This window comes from Bradyrhizobium sp. F1.13.3, from assembly GCF_040548265.1.
In the GTDB taxonomy this organism is placed as follows: Bacteria; Pseudomonadota; Alphaproteobacteria; order Rhizobiales; family Xanthobacteraceae; genus Bradyrhizobium.
This window is the reverse complement of the sequence record NZ_JBEPRI010000003.1, coordinates 53,365-69,475: the sequence shown is the minus strand read 5'-3', so window position 1 is coordinate 69,475 and position 16,111 is coordinate 53,365. Positions and strand designations below refer to the sequence as shown.

Sequence of the window (16,111 nt, the reverse complement as noted above, 5' to 3'; positions counted from 1 at the left end):
GGCACCAGCTTAGCAAGAAACTCGCCAGACCACGGGCTGTTTTCGGCAAGTGCGCCGCGTCATCCGAACCAGGGCCATTCTGCGGGGCCCTCATGCGTGACGGCTCCGCCCGGTGCCTGGCCAACCAATCGCGCATATTTGGCGAGGGCGCCGGCACGATGACGAGGCGGACGCGGCTTCCAATCGTGTCGGCGAGCAGTGAGTTCCTCCTCGTCGACCAGCATATCCATCCGCCGGTTCGCGGCATCGATCCGGATCCTGTCGCCATCGCGTACCAGCGCCAGGGGACCGCCGACGAAGGCCTCGGGGGACACATAGCCGATGCACATTCCGCGCGTGGCGCCGGAGAACCGTCCATCCGTGATGAGGGCGACCTTCTCGCCCATGCCCTGTCCGTAGATCAGCGCAGTGACGCCGAGCATCTCGCGCATGCCGGGGCCGCCCACCGGCCCCTCGTTGCGGATCACGAGAACCTCGCCCGCCTGATAGGTGCGATCACGAACCGCCGCGACGCAGGCCTCCTCGTCTTCGAAAACGCGCGCCACGCCTTCAAAGAACTGGCTCTTCAGACCCGCGACCTTGATGACCGCGCCGTCGGGACAGAGGTTTCCCTTCAGCACCGCGACACCGCCATCTGGCATGATCGGCGCGCGAGCCGCATAAACGACCTCTCCGTCAGGTGCGTTGGCGGTGCCATATTCTTCGGCGATTGTACGGCCCGTGACGGACAGGCAGCTGCCATCAATATGCCCGCTCTGGATTAGCTCCCGGATCACCACGGCGGCGCCGCCGATATCGTAGACATCCTTTGCCGTATATTTGCCTCCCGGCCGCAGATTTCCGATCAAGGGCGTCCTGGCAAAAACCTCGCCGACATCATCGATCGTGAATGCGATCCCGGCCTCGTTCGCGATCGCCGGCAGATGCAGGGCAGCATTGGTCGAACCGCCCGTGGCAGCCACGATCGCCGCCCCGTTTTCCAGGGATTTCCGCGTCACGATGTCGCGCGGCAAAGGCCCGCCGCGCTCCAGCATCTCCATGATGAGGCGCCCCGCCCGCCTGGATATCTGCGCGCGTTCGGCATAGACACCCGGCACCATCGATACGTTGGGAATGGTCAGACCCATCGCTTCAGACACCATCCCCATCGTGTTCGCGGTGAACTGCCCGGCGCACGCGCCGATTGTCGGCAGGCAGGCTCGCTCGATCCGTTCAAGCGTGGCGCCATCGATCTCTCCCGTCATGAAGCTGCCGACAGCCTCATAGGAGTCGAGCACGGTCAGGGTCCGCCCGTCTACGCGGCCCGGTAGCGAACTGCCGCCATAGATGAAAATGGCCGGCACGTTACACCGGACCATGCCCATCATCACGCCGGGAAGCGTCTTGTCGCATCCGCCGTATCCGATCAGTGCATCGTAGGCGAGACCATGAACGACGGCTTCGATCGAGTCGGCAATCAGCTCCCGCGAAAACAGGGAGAACTTCATCCCCTCGTGATTCATGCTGATACCGTCGGAAACCGATACGGTCGAAAACTCGCGCGGCGTGCCGCCGGCCTCTTCGATTCCGGTCTTGGCCGCTGCGACCTGAAAGTCGTGCGTCATGTTGCAGGGCGTCTGTTCGCCCTTCATGCTGACGACGCCGACCATCGGCTTGGCAATCGCAGCGTCGTCGAGCCCCATGGCGCGCATGAACGCGCGGTGCGGAGCTCTGTCGAGACCATCCGTCGTGATCCTAGATCGGAGCTTCTTCATACGTGCATCTTCTTCATGCAACGTCCGGGATCATCCTGGACGCCGCATCCTTCCCGCTCGGTTCATTCGCCCGATCGCCTATTGCAGCGGAGCGACGATCGTCGAATGCTTGAATTGCGCGACATCCAATTTTGGCAGCATCCCTGTCTCCGCGTAGATGTCCAGCATCTTCTGGATCGCGGGGAAATTCGGTGCCGCGCCCGGATCGCGGCCGAAATCATTGTCCTTGAGCAGATAGGTCTCGAGAACCGGAATAGGTGCCTTCAGGACTTCGTTGACGACCTTCAACGTCTCTTCGCGGTTGGCCAGCGCTTTCTTCATGCCAGAGGTAATGTCACGCACGTAAGCCTTGACCAGTTCCGGGTTCTTGTCGACGAAATCGGCACGGCAGGCTTCCAGGATGTGCACGATGTTGGGCATCGCCTGCGACAGCGAGAATAGTTTGCGCGTGCCGCCCTTTGCCTCCGCGCGCGCGGCAAACGGCTGATTCATGTTGACCGCATCGACGCGGCCCTGCCGCAACGCATCCTCGGAGACGGCAAAGCCGACCTCGACCAGCTTGATGTCCTTGGCCGGATCGATGCCATTCTGCTTCAGCAACAGATTGAACGGGCCCTGGGTGCCGCCGCCGATCACGGAGATTCCCACCGTCTTGCCTTTGAGATCGGCGATCGTCTTGATCGGGGAGTCGTCCATGACAGCCCAGTAGACCGAGAAACCGCCGGCCTTTTCGAAGACATGCTGCGCCACGATGTAGGCCTTGAGGTTGCCGCCAACCACTCCGTTGGCGAGCGACAGCGGCGCCTGGGTCGCGCAATCCAGCGCGCCGGCCGCCAACGCTTGCGTCATCGGAGCGGTGCCCTGAAACTGGGTCCATTCGATATTGTAGGCCTTGCCGATATTGGGAAACTCAGCCGGCCGGCGCATCATCCAGTATTTGGATTCCTCGGCCGGAATCGTCCAGCCGACGCGAATTGTCTGCTGCGCCCATGACGAGCCTGCGCTCGCGCTCACGGCCGCTGCCGCCCCCAAAGCCAGGATCCACTTCGAAACGGTTCGCATCGTGCCCACTCCGCTGCCCAGGCGCCGACCGGCGCCATCCAACCCGACCGCGCCAAATGTTTCATGGTTCAAACAATCAAGCAAGCCATGCAGGCCGGGCGCTTTCGTCGTGGAATACGCCATGTATGGTAGTGCAGCGTCGCGGAGCGACAGATGGAGACAATCTATGGCTGAGGGGAGAAAGACAAACCCGCAAGGCGTCGAGCGGCTCGGCTATATCGGCCTTGGATTGATGGGGACACCGATGACCCGGCGGCTGCTCAAGGCCGGCCATCAGGTCACTGTCTGGAACCGTTCGGAAGGGAAGATGGCCGCGCTTGTCGAGGCTGGTGCCGGGCGCGCAGCCACCCCCCGTGACTTGATGGAGAGCTCGGACATCGTCTTCATGTGCGTGACGGATGCGGCTGCCGTGGAAGAGGTGATCTTCGGGGCCGAGGGCATCTCAACTGCGCCCGGCGCGGGCAAGCTCCTGGTCGACTTCTCGTCGATCCATCCTGATGCCGCACGGGACCTTGCAACGCGATTGTTAGCCGCGAACGGCGCGGGCTGGATCGATGCGCCGGTCTCCGGTGGTACCAAGGGCGCCGAGGAAGGCACGCTTGCCATCATGGCCGGCGGAAAATCCAGCGATATCGAGCGGGTCCGCCCCTACGTGCTGGCTATGGCACGCAGGCTCACCCACATGGGCCCGACCGGCGCCGGCCAGACCACAAAGCTATGCAACCAGGTGATCGTCGGATGCGCGATGGCTGTTCTTGCGGAGGCAACTCGCCTTGCCGTGAACGCCGGAATCGATGCCAACCGGTTGCCCGAAGCACTCGCCGGCGGCTTCGCGGACTCCATTCCGTTGCAGCTGTTCGTGCCGCGGATGGTCCAGGGTATTCACTCACCGCCGCTTGGTCACATCGCTACAATGCTCAAGGACCTCGATACGGTCGCCGACGTCGCGCAGACGACATCGACGCCGGTGCCCATGGCCTCTCTCGCAGGACAACTTTTCAGGCTCGCCAAAGCCGCGCGCGGTGCGGACGCGGATGCGCTCGAAATATACAAGCTTTCGGCAGGGCGCGCTGAACCGACGACCGCAAGCTGAAGCACACGTCGAGTGACTACTTGCGCTCATCGTCGGCGAGAAATCGGCCAAACGCACCCCGCGCGAAGAGCAGCGGTTCCTTCGCATTGTAAGTATAGGCCTCGACCGCACCGAGAAAGATCACGTGGTCGCCGCCGTAATAGCGATTGACCGAGCGGCATTGAAAATTGGCGACGCTCTCAGCGAGCACCGGCGCGTTGCCGAGGCCCGGCGTCCAGTCGACACCGGTGAACTTGTCATCAGACGATTTGGCGAATTTGCTCGCAAGCGCCTGTTGCGAAACACCAAGAACGTTGACCGTGAAATGACTGGCGTTCTGGAAGATGGTTAGACTAGAGGAATAGACGACCAGGCTCCAAAGAACCAGCGGAGGATTCAGCGAAACCGAGGCGAACGAATTGCACGTCAGGCCATAGGGCTTGCCGTCAGGAGCAGCGGCTGTGATGATCGTCACCCCTGTGGCGTAGGTGCCAAGCGCGCTGCGAAAATCGCGGGGATCGATCGCTGAATTGTCGCTCGCGAACTCGTTGGCCGGATCGGGAACGGCAGGCTGCTTCGGCAGATCATTCATCGGCCGGCCTCACAGCGTGAGATTCTCGGACGGCAGGCCCAGCGCCACGCGTCCATAATTGGTCCCGGCTGCATCGAAATTAAACGCGAGATGCGAATTGATCGCGTGCGCATCGCGGAATTGCCGCTGCAACGCGCCCGTAGTGAACAGGCCCCGTGCTCCGCTCGCGGCAAACAGCATCGACACCGCATCCGTGCAGAAGTTTACTGAAAAGGCGCCGTCGCGCCGATATCTGGTCTTGGTCGCCATATCGGGGATATGACCCTGCCTTGCATCCTCCATGGCATTCAGACAGGCCGAGCGCATGATCAGGCGTGCCGCGTCGATCTTCGCCGAGGCCTCGGCTATCTTGATCTGGGTGCTTTGAAAATCGCTCAGCCTGGCGTGGTTGTAGGTGGAAATACGATGACGGACGACCTCCGCATAATCGTCGAGACACGCCTGCGCGTTTCCCAGCGCGACGCCTGAGAGGACGTAGGGAAACAGCGAGAACACCGGGAGCGCATACAGCGGGTTGGGATTGAGCTTGCTTCCCGGAGTCGGCCCACCGTCAAGATCGCCGACCGCGACCGTCATGTCGTCGGGCACGAAAGCGTCCCTGACCTCCACGTCGCAAGACCCCGTCCCGCGCAGCCCCGCGACATTCCAGGTGTCGAGGACTTTGTAGTCGGCTTTCGGCAGCAGAAATATTCGATACTCGATGCCGTCTGCCTCATCCTCGGAGTAGACCACGCTTGCAAGCATGTTCCATGCGCAAGAGGCGACGCCCGAGGAGAACGGCCAGCTGCCATGGAGCCGGTATCCGCCCTCGACTCTCGTGGCACGTCCGGCGGGAAAAATGAACGAGGACGCGATCAGCGCGTCCGGATCACGACTCCAGACCAGATCCTGCGCCGTCGGCTCGAACATGCCGAGCATCCAGTGATGGCTCGCCAGATTGGCCAGATTCCATGCCACCGAGGCGTCTGCTTGACCGAGCAGGTCCGCGCAATCGATCAAGGCGACATAATCGAGTTCTGCGCCGCCAATGCGCTTCGGCTGAAGCATCCGGAACAGGCCGGCGTCGTGCAGATCCTCCTCGGTTTCCGGCGGCAGATGCCGCAACTCTTCCGTTCGCGCCGCCCGCTCTCGCAGCCGCGGCAGAAGGGCTCGGGCCCTTGCGACCATTGCCGCATGGGCAGGTTCATCGAATTGCGCCCCCGCGGGTCGGCCCACGCTCGGCTGTTGACCAGGCGCCATTCGTATCCCTCGCTTTCACGCATTTATGCGGCGAGACCCTTGCCAAATCAAGCCGAGGCAGCGCTGTCCGGGTATGGTCGCCCTGAACCCGGGCTGCCCGGGAAGGATGCGATGCCGCGAAGGTGGCATCGCCAAGCTGTGATCCGCAAGCCCCGCGAGGCCTTCGCCTGCAGGAATCGACCCCTCGCTCAGACCGACGTCGAGGGTTTGCCCGAGCCGAACACGCCCTTTTGGGTGAACTGCGACATCCGGCGCTCGTCGTAACCGAGCGTATCACGCAAGACCTGCTCCGTGTGCTCGCCCAGCAACGGAGCAGCCACAGGATCAATCGGGCCGGTCAAGCTCATGGTGATCGGCGGCTCGATGTTCGGGACCCACTCTGCCGTACGATGCGGAATCCGGTTCAAGCGATGGCGCTCTCGCGCCTCCGGTGCATTGAATCCCTCCTCGACAGTCCGGAGATAACCGACCGGGATATTGGCCAGCTTCATCTTGGCCATCCAGTTCTCGAGGATGTCGCTCGCAAAGACCTCCGCGATGGCCGCTCGCAAGAGCTCCTTGTGCTCGGAGCGGGCTTTGCGCGTTGCAAACTGCGGATCGGTGATGAGATCAGGCCTGTTCAGCACCTCGACGACCAATCTGCGATAGAGCCGGTCATTGGCACACGCGATGTAGAGCGGCCCATCGGAGGCCTCGTAGACGCCGACGGTGGGAGACCCGCTCGGCGAATTGCCGAACCGCCCAGGGTTCTCGCCGTTGATCAGATAAGCCATGCCATAGAAGCCGGTCATGCCCATCGCGACGTCGAACAGGGCGACCTCGACATGCTGACCGCGACCGAGCCGATCCCGCGCCAACAGCGCCATCAGGATGGCGTTGCAGGCAGACATCCCCGTCGCCATGTCCACGATGGGCGGGCCGGTGCGAACCGCAGGGCCATCGGCAAATCCGTTGAGCGACATGAAGCCGCTTTCCGCCTGCGTGATCGGATCAAAACCGGGACGCGAGGCAAATGGTCCGGTGCGCCCGTAGGCGGAGATCGAGCAATAGACCAGCCGCGGATTGAACGGCGCAACAGTTTCATAGTCCAGGCCAAATTTCTTCATGACCCCGCTGGAAAAGTTCTCGACGACCACGTCGGCCTTGCGAATCAAATCCAGCGCGATCTCACGAGCCTCCGGCACGGTAAGGTCGAGCGCGATGCCGCGCTTGTTGCGATTCAGGCTAAGATAGGCAGCACTCTCTCCGCCGATCTCGGCGTGTTCATACGCACGCGTGTCATCGCCCCCGTCTGGATTTTCGATCTTGATGACGTGCGCGCCGAAGTCAGCAAGCGTCTGCGTACAGGCCGGGCCAGCAACCACACGCGTGAAATCGACGACCAGCAGACCATCGAGCGCGGTAGGCGCGCCCGTCGCCCGCGACGAACGTTCCGGCAATTGAGGCTTGGTGGGCATCGACGGCGCTCCCTTACATCGGCTTATGGTTGCCGAATTTCCCGCAGGAGCAAACTTAAAGCCCGGCACCGCTGACTTCGCAAGTCCTTCGCCCGCATCGCTTCAATACGCAAAAAGGGACCGGCAGCTGTCAAGCTGCCGGGCCCTTGGACGTTCCGTGTTGCGCTCCATCTCGCGCGAACCATTTTCCGTTGCGGGAATCGCGTTCCGCACCACGGGAAACCTGGCTCCATTCGCTCAGCGAAGCCGCTTTCGCCAGTAAAGCGTGTGCGCCCAAGCCCAGGGCACAAGGGGTTCGAAGAGCCGATAGCCCGCCCGGATGAAATTATTGGCAGACACCGGATTGTCCGTCGTATCCGAGACGATGCTGTCCCATCCAATACGCCGTCCTCTCGCCTCGATCACCCGCATCAGCCTGCACTGGAGGTCACGTCCCCAGTGCCGCTGCAACACACCGACCCTGTAGAAATAGCCGCCATTTCGAATGTGCGTTGACGGCACGACACCTGCGAATGCTACCGGCTCACCGCCGTGGTAGGCAAGCCACCACGCCCCTAACTCGAATTGTGGCAAGGCAGCCGCATCGAAGAACGTCGACTGATGCCGATCGGCCAATGTGTCGGCGATGTCGTCATCGGATGCATCGAAAAAGCGAATTCTGTACATGAGACGGTCCATTGGCGAAGGACGACGGGAGTGGAATGCAGCAATGTCGTCGCGGCTAAGGCTCACTTGCCGAGCACGACCTTGACGCTTAGCCCGACCACACCCATCAGGCCGGTGGCGATCACCGTAATCACGGCCTTGAGCGTGTAGCTCTGCGCCTGCTCCACGCTCGTTCGCCATCGGCGCAAGTGCTGAAGATCAGCCCTCAGCTCCTTTCGGTCGTCGTCTTCGATTCCGAAAGACGCCAGCACCGATGCCACCGTCCTCAATACGATGGCATCGATATTCGCCTGCTGAAGCCTGTGTTGCTCGGCCAGCGTCTCGGCAACGATCGCCCTGATTTCGTCATCTGGCATCTTCACCGCTGGATGATCCCCGCAACATTCTCAAAAGCCGCCCTTGGCGAAGTACAAGGAGACAAGAGATTGGCTGTGATCGCCGCAAATCCAGCGAGAGCGTCCGCGGAACCAAAGCCGAGGACCCGGCCCAGACCAGGAAGCTTGCCAGGTAGAGCGCGACGCAATAGCCCGTCATTTTGTCTCGCTCCACCAGTGCCGATCTCCGCTCCCGGAGACCGCAGCGGCGCGAGCGAAGAGCCCGGCGCCGCGGGCCGGCTCGCTTCGGCGCAGGGCCAGCAATGGTACGGACGGCGGCGCCCCGATCGGCGCTCCAGGTTTGACCGGATGCGCGACCACAGTCGCTCTCGACATCGAGACGAAAAAACCCGCGGCGGATGCTTTCCGCGCGGGTCAACCAAACTCGTTTCGATGATGGCATTATGCCGGTGTTTTGCCCGACGTGTCAAACGAACGAATTCGCGCAGGCTGCGTTAGGCGATCAGGAGAGCCGGCCGATGACGCTCAAGACGAATTCACAAAACACATCGCGAAATCTTCCATTACGAAAGCCGCGTATCGACAAGGACCGCGACACGCAAGAGACCATCGTTGAAGACGCCGGCGTTACGGAGGACAGCGACCGCGATCTCGTGCATGGCGAGGGCGGCACCATCGACCTTCCCACCAGGCCCGGCGATTTGTCGAAGGACGATTAGGCTGCTTCGCGAGCGGCGCGACGCGTAAAACATCGCTCATTCGACCACGCCGTGCCGGAACTTACGCCAAGGCGGGCGCGTTCGTTCCTTCAGGAGGAACATTGTGCGATGAGCCATACGGTACTGGTTGTTGACGACGATCCCGGCGTGCTCGACGTCATCGTCGACATGCTGGAAGATCTCGGTTGCGAAGTCATCAGCGCCCGGAGCGGCCCGGATGCGCTCGACCGGCTCAGGCAGAACCAGAACATTTCCATCCTCATCACCGACATCAACATGCCTGGGATGGACGGTCATGAACTGGCAGAGTTGGCCAGACGACGCCGCCCGGAACTGAAGATCCTGCAATTGTCGGGACGTGAGCCCCGGCGCGACGGCCTTCCCATGATCAGAAAGCCGTTCTCGTTCGAGGAACTCGCCAGCACCATGCAGCGGACCACCGGCATCTGCTGAAGGCCGCAAGCCCAAAACGTCGGAAAGCGCAAGAACCCAAAACAAAACCCGCGGCGGATCGCCTCCGCGCGGGTTGAACCAAACTCTTTTCGATGATGGCATCATGCCGGTGTTTTGCCCGACGTGTCAACGCGGCGAACGCGGACAAAGGATTGCCTCTCCCAATCAGATATGTGGTGTGCAACGGGCTTGCTTCAAGCCCCCGACCCTGCCGTAGAACCCTCGACCCGAACACCATCCAAACCCGAGCGGTCATCCCATGCCTGTACTGCTTCCGACGTCCCGGACGCGCGGTCACGCCAAAGCGGCCGGCGCCCGCCACGCGCAAGATCACGCAAAAGATCACGCACAAGACCATGCCGTGGTGATCGCCGGCGGCGGCCCGACCGGCTTGATGCTGGCCGCGGAGCTCGCGCTCGCGCATGTCGACGTCGCCGTGGTCGAACGGCGCGCCCATCAGGAACTGGTCGGTACGCGCGCCGGCGGCTTGCACGCACGCAGCATCGAAATCCTCGACCAGCGCGGCGTCGCGGATCGTTTCATGCGTGAAGGGCAGATCACCCAGCTCGCGGGCTTCGCCTGGACCAGGCTCGACATCAGCGACCTCCCCACCCGGCACGCTTACGGGCTGGCACTGCGGCAGAGCCACATTGAGCGCATCCTGGCCGACTGGGTCAGCGAGCTCGCGGTGCCGATCTATCGAAGCCGCGAGGTGACGGGTTTCGCGCAGGACGAGACCGGCATCGACGTGACGCTCTCCGGCGGCGAGACCTTGCGCGCAAACTATCTGGTCGGCTGCGACGGTGGCCGCAGCCTGGTGCGCAAGGCCGCGGGCGTCGATTTCGCGGGCACAGATCCGACGCTGAGCAACCTCATGGCCGAAGTCGAGATGCGCGACGAGCCGGCATGGGGCCTGCGCCACGACGCGCTCGGCTTTCACGGCCTCAGCAAGACCGAGAGCGGGCGCGTGCTGGTGGTCGTGACGGAAGCGACCCTCGATCGCACCGGCGCGCCCGGCCCTCGCGATCTCAGCGACGCCCTCGTCGCCGTTTACGGCACCGACTTCGGCCTCCACAACCCGTCTTGGATCTCCCGCTTCACCGATGCGGCACGGCAGGCGGGGTCCTATCGCAGCGGTCGCGTGTTGCTCGCCGGCGATGCCGCGCATATCCATCACTCCGTCGGCGGACAAGGCCTCAACATTGGCGTGCAGGACGCCGTCAATCTCGGCTGGAAGCTCGCGCGAGTGGTCAAGGGCCTGTCGCCCGAAACCCTGCTCGACACCTACCACGCCGAGCGACATCCCGTCGGCGCGCGGACCTTGCGCAACACCATGGCGCAAATCGCCCTGCTCCGCCGCGGCGAGGACGGCCTCAAGGCCGCGCGCGAAATCGTCTCCGAACTGCTCGCGATGGACGCGCCGCGCCAACGTTTTGGCGCGATGATGAGCGGGCTCGACGTGCACTACGATCTCGGCCAAGGACACGCGCTGCTCGGGCGCCGCATGCCCGATCTCGATCTAACGGTCGACGGGCGTCCGCTGCGACTGTTCACGCTGCTGCACGGCGCGCGCGGCTTGCTGCTCGATTTTGGCAAGGCCGGCAACATCGACATGACGCCCTGGGCAGATCGCATCGATCTCGTCGAAGCGGACTATCACGGTGCATGGGAGCTCCCGTCCATTGGACAGGTCGCTGCGCCCAAAGCCGTGCTGGTACGCCCCGACGGGCATGTGGCGTGGGTGGGAGACGAGAGCCAACACGGACTGGCGGACGCGATGACGAGGTGGTTCGGACCGGCTTCAGACTAGTTTCCGAATGCTGTCGTGGAGCCGATACATCCAAAGGCAATGCCGGTGATCCTGACCACAGCGGCAGAGCGAGAGGTTTGGCTGAGGGCGCCGTGGGATGAAGCCAAGGCACTGCAACGGCCGCTGCCGGACGAAAGCTTGAAGATTGTTGCGCGCGGCATCGAGAAGGAAGATGTATTCACCGCTGCTACAGTCCTATCTTCGGGCGAGCCGGGCTAACGCTGATTATGCCGAACCATCGGTACAGAAAAGAACGGGCAAGCCTTCAAATCGATCGGAGTCCTTGTAACGAGCCGAGAAGCGCTCGCGCGAATCGCGACCAAATGTATCGCCGTCTTTGACCACAAGCCCGTGCTCAACCAGATAGACGGCAAGACCGTCCACCTTGTTGATCAGCGTTGGGAGTGTCAGCTTTTGGGTCTCGAACTCGATTTCACGCTCAGCAAATGCTGACAGCCCCATCGTTACTGCTCCGATGCCTGTCTTTGATCGGAACGGTAATATGTCCACCCACAGCGAGGAAGGATAGTCCGGATACGGCGCAAACGATTGGCTGGACATGTCCAACCATAGATCGGCGGAACGTGCGACCTTGCCATTCCATACAACAGCGCAACATTCCGGCACCGTCGCGATCAATGCGCCGATGACAGCAGTTGTCAGACGAGCGGCGGGCAGCGGCCGCTGGTTTTGACCAAGCACCGAGACGATCAGATGCCCACGGTGCCGCGCCGCGACCGTCTTAGCCTGCGGCCATGTCGTGGAGGCGCGCGACCACAAGCCGGGATCGTCAGGAATGGGCGCCGGCATCGACATGACGGCAACAAACTCGTTGCCACAGCGAATGAGCGGCGAGTTTGCCTGAGGCGGTTGCGTGTCTCCGTTCTCCGCAAGGTCAGTTGCCAGCTCCGGATGTCGCGCGCGAAGGGCCTTGGCAACCGCCGACATGTCCGGCGTCACAGGATTGTCCAATAAGACCAGAGAGAGAATCGAGTTACTCATCGACCGCCCCGCAGAAATGCGGCGAGCCCGACGCGCGGAAAGGAAGATGTAGCATCGTCATCCTGAACGGGATATTCCTGTTGGGACCCTGAAGAGCATTGAGAAGCAGTCCGGCCTGAAACTAAGGTAAGAGCCATGCGTAATTATATTGGTCTTATCCATAAGGATGCCGATAGCCATTTCGGCGTTTCATTTCCGGATTTCCCCGGCGTTGTTACTGCCGGCACCACCCTGGATGATGCTCGTCATATGGCGGAAGAGGCCTTGGGCCTTCATATCGAGGGTATGGCAGAGGATGCCGAAGCCATCCCCGAACCCTCTGCCCTCGAAGAGGTCATGTCAGATCGGAACAACCGTACCGGCGTTGCCATCCAAGTGAACATTGAAATCCCCCGCACCGCAAAATGAGTAAATTCCGCAAACCGGCCACCGGCACGCCCGAAAGATTCTTCTCAACAAACTAGCAAATGACAAAGACGGTTCGAAACCGGCGGCCTAGGCTTGATCCATCACCGCGCCTCACTCGGCATCGATCGGCAACGACAACGCCGGGGTTGCGCTCCCGCCTGCTCGCACGATGGACATGCCATGCAGAAGCGCCGACGTTTCAAGCAGACCACGACACTCACCGAACGGCTCGCCGAGGAGGCCGCACGGCTTCGCGAGGAAGCGCGCACGCTCGCGCCGGGGCGCCGCCGCGAAATGCTGCTGCGCAAGGCGCGGCAGGACGAGACCGCCATGCACATCGACGCCTGGCTGCATTCGCCAGGGCTGAGGGCACCGTCATGACCCTACAATATCGCGCCTACCTCGTTGGCGACAACGGCGTCTTCCACTCCGCCGAAGCGTTCGAGGCCGCCTCCGATGCGAACGCCCTCACCTTCGCGCAGCAGTTCACGCGGCGCGGCAAGGTCGAGGTCTGGCAGCTCGGCCGCAAGATCGCCGTGCTCGAGCCCGAGTCATCGCCGCCGGAATTCCTCACGCGTCAATGATCGCGTGATGTCGAGGGCGTCCTGAAGGTCTCGAACGCGAACGAGAACTTGACCTGCATCACGGGCCCCCCGGCATCGCGAACGTCGATCGCCATGGTCTGCCTGCCGCCCGCGGCAGGCGCGGAGAGGATGGCATCGCGCGCCATGTCCGCGACCGACTTTGCGGCCTCCGCCTGAACGGCGCGCAAGCTGGCCAGCTCCAGCCCTTCCTCGTCGAGCGCTACACCGGTGTCGTCGCGCAGGTCGAAATAATATCGGGGCATCGCAGCATCCTTTGCCGGTATAGGTCCGAAACGGCCAAAGGGTTTCGAGCGGTTCGAAAAAAACTGTTGGAATCAATAGGTTCCGGGAACTCCTCTGTTCCCTTTTGACGATCCAACGCCTGCCCTTCGCCTGTGTGCGCCCGGCGCCAGCGTCGAATTCCATCGGCGAACAAGCGCCGGCCGCCGCGTCCCGCCCGTCATGTCTCATTCCATCGAAGGAGGATTTCGCCCGCTGTGTGCGCGGCGTCACGGAAGCACGCGCCAGGTCGGCCTATCACTCATCCCACGACGACGGCTTGGAACAAAACAAACAACCAGACAGGTGGACCATGACGAAGACCTTGATGATCACGAAGATGGCGGCAGCGATCGTGTTGGCCAGTGTTGCGGCAGGCGTTGCGAGCAGCTCAGCGCAGGCCGGCTGGGGCCAGAATGGACAGTATGGCAACACGCCGCAGGCCCGCCCTCAATTCGGTCCCCATTTCAACGGCTATGGCGGCAACGGCGGCCAGCGCCCGGTCGTCTATCCCGGCCCCCGGCCGATGCCCCAGGTCATTGTCTATCCGCGGCCCGTGCCGCCCCCCTATATCCCGCCGCAGGTCATCGTCCGGCCGGTGCAGTATCCGGTTGTCGTGAACAGGCCGGTGTACGTTCCGACGCCGCAGGTGGTGGAAAAGACGGTCGTCGTGCAGCGCCCCGCCGTGGTTGCGGCACCGGTCGCGGCGGCTGCGCCCGCCCCGGTGGTCAACAACAACTGCAACTGCCTCGTGAAGGAATATCCGCAGGCCGGTGTCGTGGTGTTCAGGGATATCTGCACCAAGGAAAGTGCGACCTACACCAACCTGCCGCAGCAGACCACGCAGGCCGTGCTGCCGCCGACCCAGTAATCGCGCGGAAGCCCGCGCGCTGGATACGATGACAAATCGAACGCGGCAGCATCGCTTGCCGCGTTCGTGTCTTTTCAGGAAGCGAAAGCGACAAGAGCGAAAGCGACAGGGGCGAAATGACAGAGGCGAAACGACATTCGGCCTCTTCACTCCTCCGCAAGCTTCCCGACGATATAGGCATCCACCGTTTCGGCGAACGAGCGCTGCACACCGACCGCGGTACCATGCTGGTCGAGCGCGTCGCGCTGGAGCACGCGCAGGCCGCGCCCGCGCATGCAGGCCGGGGCCGTGTTCAGATATTGATCGATGGCGCCCTTTGCGAGCGGGATGGCCTTCGGGTCACCCCTTGCGATCAGAAGCCGCAAGAGGCTCTGGCATTCGGCCAAGCCTGGCATGGGATCAGCGCCTCACGCCTGCCGCGATTTCGCCGGCCGCTTGACCGGCTGGGTGTGGGTGCCGAACAGCGCCAGCAAAAACGCGACTTCTTCCTTCGAACCAACCTGGATCATGATGATCTCCTTTTCGCTAGGTTGGTCTGGCACAGCCGGCGGGGCGTTCGAGACAATCTGGTTTCAGCACTGTTTCAGGCGTGTTTCGTCGCGGGCGCGCCATGGCGGGCCAGGAAATTAGGAACAGCTTTTGGGATGAAGAAGTTATTCGGGCGTCGGTCCGGATGCACGACCGGCACCTCCCAACGGCCTCAGCTCGCCCCCCGGGCTGGGGCCGTTTCTCCGCCCGCGCAAATTCAACCCGAGCGCGCCTGGTTCTGGTCTCGGCTGGGTTTCTCCCAGGACAGCTTGTTGCAGCCGGAACACCGAAAGATGGCAATCGCCCCCTCGGGTGAGCTGACCGCGTCGATGAAGGTCATGGGCTTGTTGCACGCGGCACACATCGGCCGCAGCCTGGTATCTCGGTTTGCCATGCGCGCAAACGCGGGACAGCGGAATAGGTTTCTATTGCTCTTCGCTGTTCTTTAACGTCTGCGACCTAATTTTTCCCGCGGCGTTTGAGAGGGCGTGGGGTTCGCGTGATGGCTGTGAAGTGTGCGGGATGTGCCGACAGGACCGAGCTCCCGTTCCAGTTCAAGATGGCGTTTCAGCCGATCGTCAACGTCGTCGAACACCGCATCTGGGGCTATGAAGCCCTGGTGCGCGGGCCGAACGGCGAAAGCGCGCACAGCGTTCTCAGCCAGCTCACCGACAATCAGCTCTACCGCTTCGACCAGGCCGCGCGCGTGATGGCGATCGAAACCGCAGGCGCGCTGTTCCAGGACCCGGAGGCGCGGCTCTCGATCAACTTCCTGCCGAACGCGGTGTACGAGCCGCGCGCTTGCATCCAGAAATCGCTGGAGGCCGCGCGCCGCGCGAGCTTCCCGACATCGAATTTGATGTTCGAATTCACCGAGAACGAGCGGATCGCCGATCCCGCGCATATTGAAAACATCGTCCGCACCTACAAGGCCTTCGGGTTCTGGACCGCACTGGACGATTTCGGCGCGGGCTATGCCGGCCTCAGCCTGCTGGCCCGGTTGCAGCCGAACCTGATCAAGATCGACATGGAGCTGGTGAGAGACATCCAGCTCAGCCACCCCAAGCAGGCGATCGTCTCCGCGGTGGCCGCGATCGCGCGCGAGCTCGACATCACCGTGCTGGCCGAAGGCGTCGAGAGCGAGGCCGAGCTCACTTCCTTGCGGGCCGCCGGCATCGCGCTGTTCCAGGGTTACTATTTCGCAAAACCGGGGTTCATGTCGCTGCCGCCGGTCCGCGGACTTCAGCAGATGGATGTCGCCGTCGCCGGCTGACGAAAGC

Annotated in this window: 18 protein-coding genes and 3 pseudogenes; 11 read left to right on the top strand and 10 right to left on the bottom strand. The window is 62.5% G+C overall.

Translation table 11 applies throughout. From position 1 onward, the window contains the following. Nucleotides 1–59: 59 nt before the first annotated feature. Nucleotides 60–1,754: a dihydroxy-acid dehydratase gene (gene ilvD, locus ABIB66_RS10030; RefSeq protein ID WP_354210226.1), complete on the bottom strand. Its 1,695-nt coding sequence runs from the start codon at nt 1,752–1,754 to the stop codon at nt 60–62. Between the two features lie 78 nt (nt 1,755–1,832). Next, entirely contained in the window at nt 1,833–2,816 is a 984-nt protein-coding gene (locus tag ABIB66_RS10025) for an ABC transporter substrate-binding protein (RefSeq protein WP_027566680.1), read from the bottom strand. A gap of 121 nt (nt 2,817–2,937) precedes the next feature. On the opposite strand from ABIB66_RS10025, the gene ABIB66_RS10020 reads away from it, so the two are divergent. Continuing rightward, entirely contained in the window at nt 2,938–3,909 is a 972-nt protein-coding gene (locus ABIB66_RS10020; RefSeq protein ID WP_354210227.1) for an NAD(P)-dependent oxidoreductase, read from the top strand. Nucleotides 3,910–3,925: 16 nt separating this feature from the next. Here the strand turns inward: ABIB66_RS10020 and ABIB66_RS10015 are convergent, their stop codons facing one another. The 5 genes from ABIB66_RS10015 to ABIB66_RS09995 all read right to left on the bottom strand — a co-directional run bounded on the left by ABIB66_RS10015 (nt 3,926) and on the right by ABIB66_RS09995 (nt 8,204). Further along, the gene (locus tag ABIB66_RS10015) at nt 3,926–4,480 is read right to left on the bottom strand and encodes a flavin reductase family protein (RefSeq protein ID WP_275169795.1); all 555 of its coding nucleotides are present in this window, start codon (nt 4,478–4,480) and stop codon (nt 3,926–3,928) included. A 9-nt stretch (nt 4,481–4,489) separates the two neighbouring features. After that, the gene (locus ABIB66_RS10010) at nt 4,490–5,719 is read right to left on the bottom strand and encodes an acyl-CoA dehydrogenase family protein (RefSeq protein WP_354210228.1); all 1,230 of its coding nucleotides are present in this window, start codon (nt 5,717–5,719) and stop codon (nt 4,490–4,492) included. Between the two features lie 188 nt (nt 5,720–5,907). Beyond that, the gene (locus ABIB66_RS10005; protein WP_354210229.1) at nt 5,908–7,176 is read right to left on the bottom strand and encodes a CaiB/BaiF CoA transferase family protein; all 1,269 of its coding nucleotides are present in this window, start codon (nt 7,174–7,176) and stop codon (nt 5,908–5,910) included. 237 nt (nt 7,177–7,413) lie between these two features. Then, nucleotides 7,414–7,842: a GNAT family N-acetyltransferase gene (locus ABIB66_RS10000; protein WP_354210230.1), complete on the bottom strand. Its 429-nt coding sequence runs from the start codon at nt 7,840–7,842 to the stop codon at nt 7,414–7,416. Nucleotides 7,843–7,904: 62 nt separating this feature from the next. Then, nucleotides 7,905–8,204 (bottom strand): hypothetical protein, encoded by a 300-nt coding sequence (locus ABIB66_RS09995; protein ID WP_354210231.1) that lies wholly within the window; start codon nt 8,202–8,204, stop codon nt 7,905–7,907. 371 nt (nt 8,205–8,575) lie between these two features. On the opposite strand from ABIB66_RS09995, the gene ABIB66_RS09990 reads away from it, so the two are divergent. The 4 genes and pseudogenes from ABIB66_RS09990 to ABIB66_RS09975 all read left to right on the top strand — a co-directional run. Then, on the top strand, nt 8,576–8,896 hold the full coding sequence (locus ABIB66_RS09990) for a hypothetical protein (RefSeq protein WP_354254740.1): 321 nt from the start codon (nt 8,576–8,578) through the stop codon (nt 8,894–8,896). Nucleotides 8,897–8,947: 51 nt separating this feature from the next. Then, nucleotides 8,948–9,349: a response regulator gene (locus tag ABIB66_RS09985; RefSeq protein ID WP_354210233.1), complete on the top strand. Its 402-nt coding sequence runs from the start codon at nt 8,948–8,950 to the stop codon at nt 9,347–9,349. Nucleotides 9,350–9,608: 259 nt separating this feature from the next. Then, entirely contained in the window at nt 9,609–11,159 is a 1,551-nt protein-coding gene (locus tag ABIB66_RS09980) for an FAD-dependent monooxygenase (RefSeq protein ID WP_354254739.1), read from the top strand. Nucleotides 11,160–11,162: 3 nt separating this feature from the next. Next, nucleotides 11,163–11,378, top strand: a pseudogene (locus ABIB66_RS09975) (SOS response-associated peptidase); the annotation flags it as partial. Between the two features lie 6 nt (nt 11,379–11,384). Here the strand turns inward: ABIB66_RS09975 and ABIB66_RS09970 are convergent. Then, a complete protein-coding gene (locus ABIB66_RS09970) occupies nt 11,385–12,161 on the bottom strand; it encodes a DUF4261 domain-containing protein (protein WP_354210235.1) in 777 nt (258 codons plus the stop codon). A 58-nt stretch (nt 12,162–12,219) separates the two neighbouring features. Between ABIB66_RS09970 and ABIB66_RS43555 the strand changes: the two are divergent. The 4 genes and pseudogenes from ABIB66_RS43555 to ABIB66_RS09955 form a co-directional block, all read left to right on the top strand. Then, a pseudogene (locus ABIB66_RS43555) lies at nt 12,220–12,291 on the top strand (type II toxin-antitoxin system HicA family toxin); the annotation flags it as partial. A gap of 5 nt (nt 12,292–12,296) precedes the next feature. Continuing rightward, nucleotides 12,297–12,548, top strand: a pseudogene (locus ABIB66_RS09965) (type II toxin-antitoxin system HicB family antitoxin); the annotation flags it as partial. A 201-nt stretch (nt 12,549–12,749) separates the two neighbouring features. Next, entirely contained in the window at nt 12,750–12,950 is a 201-nt protein-coding gene (locus ABIB66_RS09960) for a hypothetical protein (RefSeq protein WP_354057716.1), read from the top strand. Beyond that, entirely contained in the window at nt 12,947–13,153 is a 207-nt protein-coding gene (locus tag ABIB66_RS09955; RefSeq protein WP_354057714.1) for a hypothetical protein, read from the top strand. Before ABIB66_RS09960 ends, ABIB66_RS09955 begins: the two co-directional genes overlap by 4 nt. Here the strand turns inward: ABIB66_RS09955 and ABIB66_RS09950 are convergent. Then, nucleotides 13,147–13,416: a DUF6894 family protein gene (locus ABIB66_RS09950; protein WP_354057712.1), complete on the bottom strand. Its 270-nt coding sequence runs from the start codon at nt 13,414–13,416 to the stop codon at nt 13,147–13,149. The two genes, ABIB66_RS09955 and ABIB66_RS09950, sit on opposite strands and share 7 nt — an antisense overlap. Before the next feature lie 329 nt (nt 13,417–13,745). Here ABIB66_RS09950 and ABIB66_RS09945 point away from each other — a divergent pair, with 329 nt between their 5' ends. Beyond that, on the top strand, nt 13,746–14,303 hold the full coding sequence (locus ABIB66_RS09945; RefSeq protein WP_354210237.1) for a hypothetical protein: 558 nt from the start codon (nt 13,746–13,748) through the stop codon (nt 14,301–14,303). Between the two features lie 146 nt (nt 14,304–14,449). Here ABIB66_RS09945 and ABIB66_RS09940 read toward each other — a convergent pair whose 3' ends face one another. Continuing rightward, nucleotides 14,450–14,698, bottom strand: a complete 249-nt coding sequence (locus ABIB66_RS09940) for a hypothetical protein (protein WP_007612758.1) — start codon at nt 14,696–14,698, stop codon at nt 14,450–14,452. A gap of 635 nt (nt 14,699–15,333) precedes the next feature. Between ABIB66_RS09940 and ABIB66_RS09935 the strand changes: the two genes are divergently transcribed. Beyond that, nucleotides 15,334–16,104: an EAL domain-containing protein gene (locus ABIB66_RS09935; RefSeq protein WP_354210238.1), complete on the top strand. Its 771-nt coding sequence runs from the start codon at nt 15,334–15,336 to the stop codon at nt 16,102–16,104. Nucleotides 16,105–16,111 lie beyond the last annotated feature (7 nt).